11 protein-coding genes are annotated in these 16,380 nt (G+C 42.5%); 7 read left to right on the forward strand and 4 right to left on the reverse strand.

Annotation, left to right across the window (positions count from 1 at the left end):
* Window positions 1-55: 55 nt before the first annotated feature.
* Window positions 56-2,092 carry an NADH:flavin oxidoreductase gene (locus OO007_RS04350; protein WP_325807880.1) on the reverse strand — a complete coding sequence of 679 codons (2,037 nt, stop codon included), beginning with the start codon at window positions 2,090-2,092 and terminating at the stop codon, window positions 56-58.
* 179 nt (window positions 2,093-2,271) lie between these two features.
* Between OO007_RS04350 and OO007_RS04355 the strand changes: the two genes are divergently transcribed.
* On the forward strand, window positions 2,272-3,174 hold the full coding sequence (locus tag OO007_RS04355) for a LysR substrate-binding domain-containing protein (protein WP_131904779.1): 903 nt from the start codon (window positions 2,272-2,274) through the stop codon (window positions 3,172-3,174).
* Between the two features lie 65 nt (window positions 3,175-3,239).
* Here OO007_RS04355 and ybaK read toward each other — a convergent pair whose 3' ends face one another.
* Both ybaK and OO007_RS04365 read right to left on the reverse strand, forming a co-directional pair.
* The gene (gene ybaK / locus OO007_RS04360; RefSeq protein ID WP_325807881.1) at window positions 3,240-3,710 is read right to left on the reverse strand and encodes a Cys-tRNA(Pro) deacylase; all 471 of its coding nucleotides are present in this window, start codon (window positions 3,708-3,710) and stop codon (window positions 3,240-3,242) included.
* 24 nt (window positions 3,711-3,734) lie between these two features.
* Window positions 3,735-5,444, reverse strand: coding sequence for a hypothetical protein (locus OO007_RS04365; RefSeq protein WP_325807882.1), 1,710 nt, complete (start codon window positions 5,442-5,444; stop codon window positions 3,735-3,737).
* A 111-nt stretch (window positions 5,445-5,555) separates the two neighbouring features.
* On the opposite strand from OO007_RS04365, the gene OO007_RS04370 reads away from it, so the two are divergent.
* The 6 genes from OO007_RS04370 (at window position 5,556) to OO007_RS04395 (ending at window position 13,877) form a co-directional block, all read left to right on the forward strand.
* Complete coding sequence (locus tag OO007_RS04370; RefSeq protein WP_325807883.1) at window positions 5,556-7,964, forward strand: DNA polymerase II; 2,409 nt, start codon at window positions 5,556-5,558, stop codon at window positions 7,962-7,964.
* A gap of 516 nt (window positions 7,965-8,480) precedes the next feature.
* Window positions 8,481-10,040 (forward strand): CoA-acylating methylmalonate-semialdehyde dehydrogenase, encoded by a 1,560-nt coding sequence (mmsA, locus tag OO007_RS04375; RefSeq protein WP_325807884.1) that lies wholly within the window; start codon window positions 8,481-8,483, stop codon window positions 10,038-10,040.
* A gap of 280 nt (window positions 10,041-10,320) precedes the next feature.
* Window positions 10,321-11,628 (forward strand): TRAP transporter large permease, encoded by a 1,308-nt coding sequence (locus OO007_RS04380; protein ID WP_131904784.1) that lies wholly within the window; start codon window positions 10,321-10,323, stop codon window positions 11,626-11,628.
* Window positions 11,629-11,685: 57 nt separating this feature from the next.
* Window positions 11,686-12,183 carry a TRAP transporter small permease subunit gene (locus tag OO007_RS04385; RefSeq protein WP_325807885.1) on the forward strand — a complete coding sequence of 166 codons (498 nt, stop codon included), beginning with the start codon at window positions 11,686-11,688 and terminating at the stop codon, window positions 12,181-12,183.
* A gap of 153 nt (window positions 12,184-12,336) precedes the next feature.
* On the forward strand, window positions 12,337-13,386 hold the full coding sequence (locus tag OO007_RS04390) for a TRAP transporter substrate-binding protein (RefSeq protein WP_131904786.1): 1,050 nt from the start codon (window positions 12,337-12,339) through the stop codon (window positions 13,384-13,386).
* A gap of 89 nt (window positions 13,387-13,475) precedes the next feature.
* Window positions 13,476-13,877: a universal stress protein gene (locus tag OO007_RS04395; protein ID WP_131904787.1), complete on the forward strand. Its 402-nt coding sequence runs from the start codon at window positions 13,476-13,478 to the stop codon at window positions 13,875-13,877.
* A gap of 569 nt (window positions 13,878-14,446) precedes the next feature.
* Here the strand turns inward: OO007_RS04395 and OO007_RS04400 are convergent.
* Entirely contained in the window at window positions 14,447-16,378 is a 1,932-nt protein-coding gene (locus tag OO007_RS04400; RefSeq protein ID WP_325807886.1) for an ABC transporter permease subunit, read from the reverse strand.
* Window positions 16,379-16,380 lie beyond the last annotated feature (2 nt).

Consider the following 16,380-nt stretch of genomic DNA (forward strand, 5'->3'; position numbering starts at 1 on the left):
GAGCCTGATAAGTAAGGGGCAGGTGTTCTCATCCTTCTCGTTAACAAAACGCCAATTAAATGTCTTTCATCAAACGCAGTGCATCGTAAATTGCGGCGTGCGTATTACGTGCAGATACCGCATCACCAATTCTAAATAACTGAAACGATCCTTCAGGGTTCTCTTTGAAATCCTGCTGTTTACCTTCGATCAAGGCATCATAATTAACAGCGCCAAGGTTGGAAGAAAGAGGCTTGAGATCAAAATACAAATCTTCCATCGGCAGTGTTCCATGATTTATGATCACTTGGTCGTAGAATTTATCTTCTCTAAGGTCGCTATAATCGGTGCCAATAATGGCTTTTAGTTGATCCCCTTCCTGCATAACATCCATCAGTCTTCGGGTAACAGTGAAGGTCACGTCTTTATCTTGAAGGCTACGCATATAAGGCACCAGATTCATTGCCATGACTTCGGGTGCAAAACTTCTGTCAGGCGTCATGATTTCAACTTTAGCGCCGGTGTTAGCGATAACTTCGGCAGCTTGCAAACCAGGGTGATCACCCGCGTCGTCAAAGATAAGCACATTCTTCCCCGGAGCTTCATGCCCAGAAATAATATCCCAGCTGGATGAAACCAAATGGTTACCTGTTTCTAATACTTCAGTATCTGGCCAACCGCCTGTAGCGATGATGACTACATCAGGGTTTTCTGCATTTACCTCGTCGGCTTCTGCATAGGTATTGAATTTAAACTCGACACCTAAGTCCTTACACTGTTGCATGCGCCAGTCGATAATACCGATCATATCCTGACGACGTTTAGATAACGCTGTGAGAAGCACTTGTCCACCCGCTTCAGCAGCAGCTTCGAGAACAGTCACTGTATGTCCGCGTTCGCCAGCAACGCGTGCCGCTTCTAGACCTGCAGGGCCAGCGCCAACAATAACAACTTTCTTTTGCGTAGTGGCTTTTGGAATATCATGTGGCATGGTTAGCTCACGACCCGTCGCCGCGTTATGCATACACAATGCATCACCTGCCTGATAGATACGGTCCAGGCAGTAATTAGCGCCAACGCAAGGGCGAATATCGTGTTCGCGCCCCTGTGTAATCTTACGCAAAATATGCGGATCAGCGATATGAGCACGGGTCATACCAACCATATCTAACAGACCTTCCGAGATAGCATGTCGGGCTGTTGCAATATCGGGAATTTTCGCAGCATGAAACGTTGGCATGCCTGTTTCTTTTCTGACTTGCCCCGCAAAATCTAAATGCGGAGAACTAGGCATTCCCTGAATCGGAATGAGATCGGTTAAGCCAGCATCGTGGTTGATACGTCCACGCACTACATTGAGAAAATCCACCATGCCACTGTCACGGAATAGTTTAGATATTTCGATGCCATCTTCGGGTGTTAAACCTTGCTTGTGGACTTCATCAGCGGTGTAACGCATACCGACTAAAAAATCTGGGCCTACACGCTCACGTATTGCTTCCAGTACTTCCATGGTGAAGCGAACCCGATTTTTTAAATCACCACCATAAGGGGCGTCCAAAGAGTTAGTGATCGGGGACCAGAACTGATCCATCAAGTGTCCATAAGCTTGCAGTTCGATGCCATCCATACCGCCCGCTTTCATGCGTTCGGCGGCATCTGCATAATCTTTAATCAGGCGCGTAATATCCCAATCTTCAATTCTTTTGGGAAAGGCTCTATGTGATGGTTCGCGGCGGTGTGATGATGATATCGCTGGCAACCAGTCACCTTTGCCCCAACCGGTGCGACGTCCTAAATGGGTTAACTGAATCATTACTGCACAATCGTGTTCATGGCAGGCATCTGTTAGTTGTTGAATCCAAGGTACGACTTCATCTTTATACGCCAGAATATTATTAAATACCGGCGGGCTGTCTTTGGATACTGCAGCCGATCCCGCTGTCATGGTTAATGCAACACCAGCTTTGGCGCGCTCAGCATGATAGGCCGCATAACGTTCTTTGGGCATGCCATCTTCAGGATAAGCAGGCTCATGGCTGGTAATCATGATGCGATTTTTTAAGGTTAAATGTTTTAACTGATAAGGCTGTAAAAGTGGATCGTTAGTCAAAGGTTTATCCTCGGTGTAGTCGGTTGTTTACTTAATTATCAAAAAATGGCCTAAAAGTAGGGGGGTGTGTTTTGGTTTCTTCATTAGTTAAAGTCATGTCAAAAATTTCTACTAGAATAGTGAGATTAATATACCAGCTACTAATATGATGGAGAACGTCTCTCGTTTTCATAAATGACATGAAAAAAATTAATATCAATCTGCTCAACAATAAGTCTTTACTGGCATTTCATATTGCAGCTAAAACCAGCAGCTTTACCCGTGCTGCAGAAACGCTTAATGTCGGCCAGCCTGCGATAAGCCATGCGGTTAGGCAATTAGAGTCCATTCTCGATACCACCTTGTTCAAGCGCCAGCATGACGGTGTAAAGCTGACCAGTGAAGGTGAAGTGCTCGCTCATTATTTGAGTAAAGGGTTTGGTTCTATACAACAAGGGCTGGAAGCTTTGATGGTTGAAAACCAGTATGAGATTACGCTGCATATCTCAACTTCATTAGCGAGCCACTGGTTGATGCCACGTATTGCTAAATTTAAACAGAGCCATCCGAATATCCAGTTACGCTGTATTACGCAAGATACCGATAACGAAGTACAGAATGGTGGTTTTGATTTATGTTTTCCACTGGGGCAAGTTAGCTGGGACGGTTTCGAACGCTACAAGTTTGTCGATGAGGTGATAACGCCTGTTTGTAGCCCTGCGTATTTAAAAACTTCACCACCATTAAGCAAAATCGAACACTTGGCGGATCATGCCTTAATCCACCTTGAGGAGCGTTATACACATCGCTTTGATTGGCAGGATTTATTTGAAGATGCAAACCTGAACTACAGTAATTCCAAAGCAGAAGAGAGCTTCAATGATTACTCGGTTGTGGTGCAAGCGGTTTTAGAAGGGCAAGGTATAGCACTGGGGTGGAAGCATTTGATAGACCCACTCATTCAGCAGGGAAAATTGATTGCGCCATTGGATCTTGAAATCAAAACATATCACCCTTTTTATATAATTATCCCTAAGAATAAAGCAAAAAATCAGGCGGTTATGCTGTTGAGAGATTGGTTGTTGGCGGAGATAGCGAGTTAGAAAGTATGAATAAGAATCGGGTCTGAATAATACCGTCCAAAGTAGGGGGGTGCCTTTTTAATAATTTAGGCTTTTATATTTGCTGTTTTGGCATTACAAAGCTTAATTAAATCGCCTGGGGCTAATTCTATTTCCAGACCTCGTTTACCTGCACTGACATAAATCGTTCCAAAGCCAGTAGCAGTTTCATCTAGAACAAAGGGTAAGCGTTTTTTCTGCCCGAGTGGGCTGATGCCACCCAGAATATAACCTGTCGCTTTTTCAGCTTCTGCCGGATCAGCCATTGATGCTTTCTTAAAGCCCAGTGCTTTAGCCGCAGATTTTAAATTGAGTTGATTACTAACGGGAACAATCGCAACCGCAAGTTGATTTGAATCAGTTGATGCAATCAGCAATGTTTTGAAAACCCGATTGGGGGAAATATCGAGTAAATTCGCGGCTTCCTCCCCATAGGAAGAAGCCTGCGAATCATGCGAGTATTCATGTAATGTATACTGAATACCTGCTTTCTTGGCTGCATCGACTGCTGGAGTCATTTGCAATGATCTCTCTTTACAGCCTTATTTGTCATACATAAGGTGGTAGTTAATCACTAAGCCGCGTTTATCTGCACTGGTTTCAGATAAGAATTTGCCAGACATACCGCCGACTGATTCCATCATTTCCACATCTTTGTTATCAGGCATCGCCTTTTTCATAATGCTGGCAATTTTTTCCATATAACGTTTGCCATCGATACCCGAGAAAGAGATTTGTGGTTTGTCATTTTTATATTCAACCAAAGAAGGCTTATCGTTGCCGACCATAATGTTTAATGACTTGTCACTTTTGCTTAAGTAGATATCCGGAACCGGTTGACCTCGGCTAGGAATAAGTCCATCAGGCAGTTTTACAGCAGATCCATCATCAGGAATTTTTAAAGACATTAGTGGCGGAGCCATCATGCCAACCATAGAAAGCAAGCCTTTAGGGTCGTCTGTTCCTAATGAAATATAAGCATCAATCTTTTTAGGTTGCATGCTGTCATCCAGCTCAACATCAGAGACTGAAGCATAAATAGATTTGAATTGAGACAGCCCCATATTCATTACCATCGCCATGCCACCCATACCTTTACGGATTTCTTGTGGTTTGATTGAAGTACATTTATTTGCTTCGCCTGCTGCGATCAAGAAGCTTGAGTAATCCGTAAGTGCATCACGTAGCTTTTTGAAGTCGATATTCACACCGAATTCGAAGATGGAACCATCAGCACGTTGCGGAATATTGCTTGGGTTCGCTAGCGTTTGCAGGCTGGTGCTCACTGCCGGAGAGGTCTTCATCAATAATTCGTACTTCATAGACGCCGCTTTTAATTCTTTAGTACCCAGTAGAATTTCAGGCATATTGTCTACGTGTTGCTCGACAACCGCTAAACAACCTTCTAATTCTTTATCATCAACTTCACCTTTCATGCTTTCCGCAATCAATGGTTTCGATTTGTTGAAAACACTCTTTAAGTTGACGAAGCCGTCGCCATAACCTTTGTAGTCATTGTCTTTTAAGAATGTATCCCACTTAGTAACGCTGTAAGATTCTTTAGGATCCGCTTTGCCAGTAAGATGAGAAATCATCGCTTCTTTCTTATCAGGTGTAAATGCAGATACTGCAATCTGGTTTTCCAGGAAGACTAAAGCTATTGCCATCTCACCCGTTGGGTTCGTTGACGTAAAGCAGTCTAGATCGCCACATTTAATGAATTCTACTTTGTAGCCGGATTTTTCTTCAGCGCGTTTGATCATAGCCATTAGCTTTTCTTTGCTGGCATAGCTAATGCGCATCACAGGCATCATGTCATAACCATAAACCATGCTATTGGCTTTCTTCGAAAGACCTGTTTCTTCAAACTTATCTTTAGCGAGTAAGTCACTATAGTCTGCCATTAGTGCGTTGAAGAACTTCTCAGCATCAGGACTCTCTTTTTCTTCGCTCTCGGCTTTATCATCAGCATCTGATTTAGCCTGCGCTTTTGAGAACATGGCAAGCATGTCTTTACCACGCTTTAAATGGTATTCCATGACTTCTTCAGGGATAGCATTTTTATTCGCCAGTAAATAAGACGTATCAGCGGGAACATGTGCCAACATGCTTTCAAAGCCAGCTCCACTTTTTGATCCACCGAATAAGTTTGAGAAAAAACCATCAGCGTGTACAGCCGTTGTAGAAACAGCCACCAGTGAAACTGCCAGGGCAAGTGTAGAGCCTGAGAGTGCTTTGTTAAATAATTTCAATGTGAGTACCTTCGCGTTTATAGTTGTGAATATGCTTTGTTATGTTTTTACTGATTAAAACAGTTAATAACAGCGCAGTTTATCAAAGTTTATTACGTTAAAATGTGGAATATGTACAAAAAACAAAAATTATTGGGCTTCATTTTAAGCAGGCAATGGCGCGACACTGCGGATGGAATCAACCTAAGTTTTTGGGTGAGTACTGAACAGGGCCCTGTACATATCTTGATAGATAGACAGCAAGCCGTTTGTTTTGTTCGACGCTCTAATGCTTTAAAAGTAGATGCTTCGGTTCAACGCAAACCACTTGAGTTGAAAACTTTCGATCACGAAGCGGTAGATGGTCTATATTTCCCGCAGCAACGCCAGCTGAATACATTGCGTGAGCATCTCGCTTACAATAAGCAGCAATTACTAGAGTCTGAAATTAAACCCACCGAACGCTATCTGATGGAGCGCTTTATCACCGCTTCTGTTGAAATTAGTGGTGACGCGATTCAGCGCGAAGGGTATCTCGAATTCATAAACCCAGTGATGAAACCCGCAGAATATGAGCCTGAATTCAACGTGGTTTCACTGGATATCGAAACAGAAGACCTCAGAGGAAAGCTGTATTCCATTGCCGTAACGAGCAACGATGTTGAAGTAGTCTTTATGAATAAAGACGAACCAGAAAGGCACAAGGGAAATGGAAATATTCACTGGTGTTACAGTGAAAGAGATGTGCTACAACAGTTTTTCCAATGGATGAAACAGCACGATCCTGATGTCATCATCGGCTGGAATGTCGTGGCATTCGATCTGGATTTTCTGCAATGGAAATGTAAGCAATTGCACTTGCCATTTGATATTGGCAGAGGGAATAAAAGAGACAGCAAAAATGCTGGCGGAGCATCGAGTTATCAAAATTCAGCCATACTCACGCCACAAGTCAGCGGCCAACTGTACATTGCCCGAATACCCGGTAGAGTTGTTCTAGATGGAATCACCTGTTTACGAGGTGCATTTTATTCGTTTGAAAGCTTTGCTCTGGATCATGTCGCCGAACAACTATTGGGTCGTAAAAAGCTGATTAGTGAAGATAAAAATAGCGCTCAAAGTGGGGGGGTGCCATTAGATAAATTAAACGAGATACGTCGTCAATATCAAGAAGACCCCGTCGCTTTGGCTGAATACAACCTGGAAGATTGTCGATTAGTTGCCGATATTTTTGAGAAAACTGACATGCTCAGCTTTTCCATTCAGCGCGCAAAAATGACGGGACTGGCGATCGATCGACAGGGTGGCTCGACGGCGGCGTTTGATAATCTCTATTTACCCAGATTGCATCGACAAGGCTATGTGGCATCAGATATCGGGAGCCAACTTAATACCAAGACTAGTCCCGGTGGCTATGTGATGGATTCATTGCCGGGTTTGTATGAGAATGTGCTGGTACTGGATTTTAAAAGCCTGTACCCGAGCATTATCAGAACCTTCAAAATTGATCCGATGGGACTCGCTGAAGGGCTTTCGCAACATCACTTAGATGACACTATCCCCGGTTTTTTAGAGGCAGAATTCTCACGCGAAAAACACATATTGCCCGATATTGTTACCCGACTTTGGCAGCAACGTGACGAGGCAAAAAAAGAAGACAATAAGCCCTTATCGTATGCGATTAAAATCATCATGAATTCCTTTTACGGTGTTCTGGGCTCGTCTGGTTGTCGTTTTTTTAATCCACAACTCGCCAGTAGCATCACCATGCGCGGTCATGAAATTATACAAACCAGCAAAGAGCTCATTGAGCAGCAAGGCTATTCTGTCATTTATGGGGACACCGATTCCGTCTTTGTATTACTGGGTGAGGGGAAAGAGAGAAGTGAATGCCAGACTATCGGAGTGCAATTACAAACAATCTTGAATGTCTGGTGGAAACAGCATTTGCAGGATGAGTTTGACATCGAGTCTAACCTGGAAATTGAATTCGAAACACATTACCTACGCTTCTTAATGCCCACTATTCGAGGTGCTGAAACGGGCAGTAAAAAACGCTACGCTGGAATGATTCAAACTGGCGCGGATGAAAATTCAGAGAAGTTAATGGTCTTTAAAGGCTTAGAAACAGTGCGTACAGACTGGACGCCTTTGGCACGAGAATTTCAACAGGAATTATATAAACGCATCTTCAATAATCAGCCCTATGAAGACTATATTTCAGAAACACACGATGCTTTGATTAATGGTGAATTAAATCATAAATTAACTTATACCAAGCGTTTACGCAGACCACTGGAAAGTTATACCAGCACTCAGCCACCACAGGTTAAAGCGGCGCGAAAAATGAAAAATCCCGGCAGAAAAATCCAATATGTCATCACTTTGAATGGTCCAGAACCGATCGAAAGTTTAGATTCTATTCCGGATTATCAGCATTATGTGGACAAACAATTGGCACCTGTAGCGGATAGTATTTTGTATTTTTTAGACACAACATTCGAAAAAATCACAGCGCGCCAGCTTGACGTATTTGGTTAAAAAAAACGCCTCTAAGTAGGGGGGTGGCTTAAATAAATCACAGCTAATTGACCTTTTCTTATAAGCAGAAAGTCTCATTTTTGAAGTGAATTTCAGGATTATGTAAGCGATTTCATGCTTTTTTAGGTCAATTATTCGTCTAATTTATTTAATTACGATGATGTTTATCTAAGCAGTCATCATTATTTTTTTCAGTATTTCTTTTTAGATTTTACTTTGTTTATTTCCAAAAAATTACCCTATACCCCGCGTTATTGCTGATTCTAGTCTTAGGTGAACACACACGGAGGTCGCTATCTAGCTCACTTTTTTCCACTGGCACTATAAGTTTCTTGCAACTGGCTTCAAGTAAACTCTGAATCTTGTCTATAGTTATTACTAGGACACAAATTTATTACTAAAATATTAAGGAAATGCCTCTCTGGTCCATTTGGTAAAGAAAGTTGGTTCTACTGCTCAGTGTTTTCAAGCTTTAGACTTTTTGTTTCTAAAAACAACGATGCGAGAGAGAGGATGATGATGGTTGATACAATTCGAATTAAAAACTTTATTGATGGCGAATGGGTAACGGATGAGAATGAAACAATCCTGCCACTTTATAATCCATCGACAGGTGAACAGATCGGAGAGGTTCCTGTTGCGAGTCAGGCGACTGTTGAAGCAGCCGTCAAATCATCCCACGAAGCTTTTTTGACGTGGCGAAAAGTGCCTATCGGAAAACGCGTGGGATATCTTTTTGCACTTCGTGAGGCAATGAAGAACAACCACGAAGCATTGGCTGAATCGATTGCTATCGACCAGGCTAAACATATCAGTGAAGCACGTGGTGAAGTGCAGAGGGTAATCGAGATAGTTGAAATGTCTTGCAACGCACCTTCGCTTTTGCAGGGAGAGATGCTGGATCAGATTGCAGATGGCATCAACGGACGTGTAACCCGTCAGCCACTAGGTGTTTTTTGTGGCATCGCGCCTTTTAATTTTCCAGCGTTAGTGTTTGGCTGGTTTATTCCTTTTGCGATTGCTGCAGGTAACACATTTGTGTTTAAACCTTCGATGGAATCGCCGCTGTTCATGCAGAAAATGGCGCAGTTATTGAACGATATTGGCCTACCAAAAGGTGTTGTGAATATTGTTTATGGCGAAAGAGAAGTTGCTGAAACCTGGTATAAGATGCCCGAAGTCGTGGGTGTATGTCTGGTTGGTTCTTCCCCAACCGCTAAGAGTATTGCAGAAGCATGCGGTCGAGTTGGCAAGAAAACCATGCTACTCGGCGGAGCTAAAAATTATCTGGTAGCACTGGAAGATGCGCAGATCGACTTATTGATCAACAATATTGTGCAATCTGGATATGGCTCAGCAGGACAAAGATGTCTAGCCAGCTCGATTATTGCGCTTATGCCTGATCTCTACGACAAAGTGATCGAACGTTTGACCGAAGCTACCAAGAAGATTGTTGTGGGTGATGCCATGAACGAAGACGTCTTCATGGGTCCCGTTATTTCATCACAGGCCAAGCAAAGAATCGAGAATTTCATTCAAAGCGGCATTGATGCTGGTGCAAGGTTAGTCCTTGATGGTCGCAATCCTGATTTGCCGGAGGCCAATAAAGACGGCTATTTTGTTGGGCCAACGATTTTTGCTGATGTTACGCCTTGTATGGAAATCGTACAGGAAGAGATCTTCGGGCCAGTATTATCGGTGATGAAGATTAAGGATATGGATGATGCGCTTGATCTTATCCGCAAGCAATCAACAGGCAATGGCGCCTGTCTGTTTACCCAGAATATGTATCTGGCTGAAAAATTCATGAATGAAGCGGATGTCGGCATGGTCGGCATCAATGTGGGTGTTTGTGCGCCTCATCCTTATATGCCCTTTGGTGGCATCAAGGATTCACTGATTGGAAATAACAAGGTACAAGGAAAAGACGGCTTTGATTTCTTTACCCAGAACAAAGTGTCAACTATCAGGGTAGCTCCACCACAGAATCTGTCTGCAGAACAGTCGTCAGGTGGGGAGCAAAAAGTTACGGAGTCAGCTGGCAAAGGCAACGTCAGAAGTTGTATCGCCTCATAAAAAGAGACTCTGACTATATAACTGAAAATTACGTCGTTAACAGTTAAGTGCAAAAAATTAAGTGTCTGTAGTTTTCACTTTGGGAAAATTACAGACACCTTTAACAAGTTTAACGTTAGTGAAAGTAATCAGAAATATATAAAGCAGCGAGAAAAGATGTAGAGCAGAAGTAGTAGATGTAGCGATGAAACACTTAGCTTAAGTGTGCAGCTCAGCATTAAAATATTTAAATTAATAGAGCGGGAGAAGTCTTCATGATTATAAAAATGGATGGGTTGTTATGAGTATAGAAATTATCACCTTACTTTATTTCTTATGTTTATTTGTAGCGCTATTTCTTGGCTTGCCTGTGGCGCTTGGCCTAGGTGGTACGGCGGTTATTTTTGCTGCTATCTTTGTCCCACGATCATTGTTAACCATCCCCAGTGCTTTCTACTCCACACCATGGAATAACGTCTTGGTGACTGTCCCGCTGTTTCTATTTATGGGGAGTCTGATACGATTTTCGGGGATAGCCGAAGCGGCCTATGATGCGGTTTATAAATTAATAGGTCATGTCGCAGGTGGTTTAGCCATGGGAACCGTGCAGGTCTGTACAATATTTGCGGCGATTACCGGTATTACTCCTCCAGCAACCATCACGATGGGGCAAATCGCCTATCCATCGATGATCAAATATAACTACAGCAGAGATATAGCCATCGGCTCGATTGGCGCGGGTGGTGCATTGGGTGCTCTGATCCCGCCAAGTGTTCCTTTTATTTTCTATGGTCTGCTGGCTAAGGTTTCCATTGGTGCATTGTTTCTTGGCGGAATAATACCGGGCTTAATGCTCGCATTGTTTTATATGACCTACATTGGCATTCGCTGTCGTTTACAGCCACATATGGGGCCACCAACACCTGCGGATGAACAATTTACCCGAGGCGAGAAACTACAGTCATTAGTCAGCATTTGGCCTTTCATGTTATTGATTGTCATTGTGCTGGGAGCAATTTGGGGTGGAATAGCAACACCTTCAGAAGCTGCTGCTTTTGGTGCCACAGGCGCATTCGTTATCAACCTGATTTACGGAAAATTAACCTGGGAAGTATTGAGAGAGTCCTTAACAGCGACCGTGAAACTAAGCGGTATGGGGTTATGGATTTTGATTGCCTCCAATATCTATCTGAATGTTTTCAATTCACTTGGCAGTCAGGACCTTGTAACAGAGTTAGTTTTGAGTATGCCGGGTGGCGAAAACGGCGTTTTGCTGATGATGATGGCAATTATCCTGATACTTGGAATGGTAATGGATGACTGGGCAATAATCATGCTGTGTACACCATTATTCATCCCGATTATTGACTCTTTGGGTATCGATAAGCTTTGGTTTGGTGTTCTGTTCATCGTGAATATCCAGATTGCATACCTAACTCCACCCTTTGGATTTGTTCTGTTCTGGTTAAAAAGTGTTTTGCCCGCCGATGTCAGTATGGGCGATGTATACAGGTCGGTGTGGCCATTTATAGCGCTGCAATTTCTTGGATTGATGCTGATTTTCTTCTTCCCCGCTATTGCTACATGGCTACCGGAACTTTTGAAATAAGCAGGAGCTAGAGAAACATTTTTTATAAATTAAATAAATTACGATCAAGAGGCTAGTATGAAATTGTGGAACACAATAGAAAAGGCGATTGACTTCATTGCTGAAATGATGGGTCGCATTGGTTGGTTACTGATTATTTATCTGATGGTACTTGGTGTTACTGACGTATTTCTACGATATGTTTTAAACGCTCCTTCCCTCTGGATTTCGACCTCGTTGCAAATTGCGATGGTGCTATTGGCCTGTGTGGGAGGTATCTATGCATTAAATGATAATGCATTCGTAAAGCTGGATCTTTTTTATGCCAACTTTTCACCCAAGAAAAAAGCCGTGTGCGACATTATCACCGTCGTTTTCACAATATTGTTTCTCGGGGTACTTATATGGAAAGGCTATCAGGCGGCGAAGATGTCTGTAATGCTAAACCAACACACTCCAACCAGTATTCCGCTCCCTATTTATCCCCTGAAAATATTCTTTCCAATTACAGGAATAATTATGCTTCTGGTTGTCATTAAAAAATTGGTAAACGATATACGAACTCTGAGGTCATAAGGAGTGGGAGACTTAATTCGTCGTAAGCCTTTTTGAGGTAAGCGTCTGAATGTGGCCCCTGCATACTCAGGGGCGTAATTGAGTTCAATAAGTAAGTTGGAAGATACGTATTGAGCGAATGTAATTTTTTTAACACTACAGAGGTGCAGAACTATGAAAAAAGTCATAACGATGATATCCGCTGCCTTATATGCTACGGGTTTACTCGCAGTATCAGGAGCGGCAATAGCAGACAGTGGAAAACCAGACAAGGTAACCAAATGGGTTTTTCAGCCCTGTTTTGATTCATCCGATGCCGGATGGGGAAGCGGTGTTATTCCTTGGGTTAAAGCAGTAGAGGAAGCAACCGAAGGTACTGTTAAAATCAAGGTGGAGCCATCTGGCGCTATCACCAGTGGGTCTGAATCATTCGGTGGAACTGCTGCAGGTTTAATCGACGGAACTGCTTGTTGGGGTTCTGTCTACAGTGGAGATATGCCAGAAGGTATGTTGGCGTTTGGCTTGGCAATGGGTGCTAGCAGTACTGAGCAAGCGTGGGAAGTGACGTTTGGCGATCCTAAGTACAAAATTGGCGATATCATTCAGGAAGCGGCAAAAAAGCGTAACCTAAGATGGGTTGGTTGGACAAACCAGGGACCTAACGCCATGTTTACTAAAACTCCCGTTAGAAAAATGGAAGATTTAAAAGGCATGAAGATGCGTGCTGGTGGTCCTCAGGCAATATTCCACACAGCCATGGGTGGCTCACCTGTTTCAATGGGTGGCGGTGAAATATATACCGCAATTAAACTAGGCACCATCGACGGCACTTACTGGGATACGGGCGGAATTGATGATATGTCATTCCACGAAGTGATCAAATATGCAGCTCAGCCAGGTTGGGCTCCCGCTCAGCATCAGGAAATATTCTTGAACCTGGATAGATATAACGAGTTGAATGATTGGCAGAGAGAGAAAATCGACGGAATCTTCAAAAGCACTTATTTTGAAACAAGCAAACTCCATGCAGATGGCGTGGCTGGAGCATTGAAGGTTCTTGAAGATGCAGGCGGTGAAGTCATTAATTTCTCTCCTGATGAAGTTAAGAGAATGCGTGACAAGTCAATTGCTGAAGTTTGGCCTAAAGTTGCAGAAAGATCAGAAGGTAATGCAAAAGGCGTTGAAATCATGAAGCAATACCTTAAGGATAAGGGCGAGCTTTAATTTCTTTTCAAACTTGTCCATAAGTTTGCAGGCCTGAGTTAAATCAGGCCTGTTTCCTTAGACTCAAATTGAGTAATGTTGGAGTTAATATGTACAATAAAATATTGATTGCGAGTGCCTTGAATCAAGGCTTTAGTGATAGGGCCTTAGCAGCAGCTAAATTATTGGTTTCTGAAAACGGTAAAATTATCGTTGCGCATGTTATAGAGCCTGTAAATAATGTTGTTCAATCGTTTGTTTCTAAAGATGTCGAATCCAAAGCATACGAAAAGATTAAGGATTTGATGGCAGAGCGCTGTCATGATGAAGCGGTTGAGTCTGAGATACTACACGGTCAGGCAGGACGTGAAATTTCAAAATATGCCAATAAAATTGAAGCGGATTGCATCATTATCGGTTCTCACAAGCCTGGATTAGAAGACTTTTTTCTTGGTTCCACATCCGCACGCGTAGTTCGCTACTCTAAGTGTTCGGTACACGTATTACGTTAAGAAATTCTTAGCTCGCTATTCTGGCCGGCTAATGTTTATAAGCTATTGTTAGGTTTAGTACCTAATCAGTCATAGCTTAAAATCCAATCATTCTTAGATGTGATTCTCCATAAAGTGAGAATCACATTTATCTATTTATTATATCTATCCATTTATTTAACGCCTTAAAACAAATCTTACTTCTACAGGTTTTTATTTCAGTAGAAGTAAAAAATAAACGATAGACTCAAATACAAAACACCTAAAAAAAATGCCTATAAGTAGGGGGGTGATTTAAAATAAATTAGCTTACAACACACATCTATGGGTCCAGAGCCGATTGAAGTAAGGGTTTTATTCTAGGCATAACAACATGATCTGTCCGATTAAAAAAATGCCTAGCTCTGCATAAATTCTATTTACGTTTTTAAAAAACAAAAACGTAATATTATTCAAAGTGGGGAGGTGGCTTTTAGTAAATCACCCAGATTCAGTCAAAGAATATTTAGACATAAAAAAAGGCGAACCTTAAAGTTCGCCTTTTTTATTCGTAAAATTACAGTGACTAAATACTGTAATGATTACTCTTTCTAACCTTTACCTCTCCATGGGATAAATTTATCAATCACCCAGCGCATCATGAGGTCGAATAACAATCCGAGTAGTCCAAGGATGATAATCGTGGTCCAGATAATCTCATAGTCAGATTGCTTACGTGCCACATTCTCTACGAAACCGATACCGGTTGTACCTGCCAACATTTCGGCAGCAACCAAGGTCCCCCAACAAACACCGATCGCAATTCGAATACCCGTAAGAATTTCTGGTAGCGAATTAGGCAATATTACTTTGCGTAGGATTTGTCGGTTAGTCGCGCCTAATGAATGAGCTGCATGAATCTTGGAAAGGTGTGTACCTGTCGCCCCTGTTCTTGCTGAGATAACCATAATGGCGAAAGCAACCATGAATAATAGGAAAATCTTACCGTCATCTCCAATTCCGAAAATGGTTAAGATCAAAGGTGCCCACGCAAGTGGCGGTACCGGACGATAAAGCTCGATTAATGGATCGAAGAAACCCTTCGAGAATCGCGACAGCCCCATAAATAATCCCAAAGGTACACCGAGAATAATACCGAAGAATAAACCGGCTAACACTCTCAGTAATGAATCCCAAACGTGGCCGGATGGCATCGGCACTTTAAACGACTCAAAATTACCTGTCGCAAAGTCTCTTACCTTGCTTTTAAAGTTTGGTGTGACGATTCCGTTGGTGTCATGTCTAGGGTAATCACCAGGTACTAATGAAGCGATGAAATCTGGAATAATAAAATCAACCATTTCACCAAATGGCTTCATTTTGTACCACAACAGTGGGTAACCCTTATAGCCGATTTCCGGGTTAGAGATTCGAGCAAACGTACGTAGCGTGTCAGATGGTTTTGGTAACCAACGACCTGAACCTTGTTCACTACATGAGCTGCTACCTGCTCGGATTTCTCCGCCAGGCATCATCAAAATATCGTAGTATCTCAATCCGCCTTGCTGGCTTTTTTGCTCGTTATCAAGTTTAACCAGTGCATTTTGTATATTGTTTAACGCATCAGGTGGGAAAATATTACCATCGTCTACTCGTCTTAGAACTCGTGTTAAACCTTTTACAAAATCAGCACGATTCGCGATTAATAGTTCGTCGGTACCCGGTGATGCTTTCACCAATGTATCTAGTGAAGCAATTTGTCCCTTTAGTTTTTCGACTTGTGCGAGGAAATTACTATTATTATTTCTAATTTTAGAAAAATCAGAAGTAATGGTTTTCATTTCTTTTGCAGCAGCATCAAATTTATAACCACGAGGACTTGCAGGTGCGGCAGGAATTTCATTGCCAGAATCACCCCATCGTGGGTTCTTTTCTGCGGCGGCTATCTGCTCAGCCGTTGGATCACCAGGGTAATTTTGATCAGCCAGTTTTGCCGTTAAACCGTCAATTCTACCTACAATTTCTTTAAACTTGGCATCAGTGGCAGAGTCAAGATATTCAGGAGAGGTCATCCCTATGATGGCTTTGCGCATTAAATCTATGGTTTCTTTCGCTTGAGACTTTTCAGCATCAGAGAAGCCCAGTCTTTCGACTTGATCAGCCAATTCGTTTAATTGCTTATTTTCACGAACTAGGAGACTTGTCCCCTTAAGGAAACCATCATCCAAAGGGAAGGTAGAACGAATAGGATTGATCGCAGAAGACAGCTTACCCACCTGACACAGCTCATTTGCTGCTTTTGGATTAAACGCCCTTGCTGCATCCCAGGAGAAGTAAATCCACACAATCAAAATAGCACTTACACCGGTCATAACCCAATGCCAGCCACCTAGTGCGCGTTCTGGATTACCAAACACAGCGTCTGACTTTTCGGTGCGAATTAAATTACGCCCGTATAAAATCGCCCATATAACCGTCGCAATCAAAGCAATAAAAATGGTGCCTACAATGAAACCCCGGTATTCAAATAAGAACTCAAACATAA

The sequence above is a fragment of the Cocleimonas sp. KMM 6892 genome (assembly GCF_035798195.1).
Taxonomy (GTDB): domain Bacteria; phylum Pseudomonadota; class Gammaproteobacteria; order Thiotrichales; family Thiotrichaceae; genus Cocleimonas; species Cocleimonas flava.

Coding starts and splice junctions, on each gene's coding strand:
- OO007_RS04390 (WP_131904786.1), top strand. CDS start 12,337: ATGAAAAAAGTCATAACGATGATATCCGCTGCCTTATATGCTACGGGT.
- mmsA (WP_325807884.1), top strand. CDS start 8,481: ATGATGGTTGATACAATTCGAATTAAAAACTTTATTGATGGCGAATGG.
- OO007_RS04395 (WP_131904787.1), top strand. CDS start 13,476: ATGTACAATAAAATATTGATTGCGAGTGCCTTGAATCAAGGCTTTAGT.
- OO007_RS04370 (WP_325807883.1), top strand. CDS start 5,556: ATGTACAAAAAACAAAAATTATTGGGCTTCATTTTAAGCAGGCAATGG.
- OO007_RS04400 (WP_325807886.1), bottom strand. CDS start 16,378: ATGTTTGAGTTCTTATTTGAATACCGGGGTTTCATTGTAGGCACCATT.
- ybaK (WP_325807881.1), bottom strand. CDS start 3,710: ATGACTCCAGCAGTCGATGCAGCCAAGAAAGCAGGTATTCAGTATACA.
- OO007_RS04385 (WP_325807885.1), top strand. CDS start 11,686: ATGAAATTGTGGAACACAATAGAAAAGGCGATTGACTTCATTGCTGAA.
- OO007_RS04355 (WP_131904779.1), top strand. CDS start 2,272: ATGAAAAAAATTAATATCAATCTGCTCAACAATAAGTCTTTACTGGCA.
- OO007_RS04380 (WP_131904784.1), top strand. CDS start 10,321: ATGAGTATAGAAATTATCACCTTACTTTATTTCTTATGTTTATTTGTA.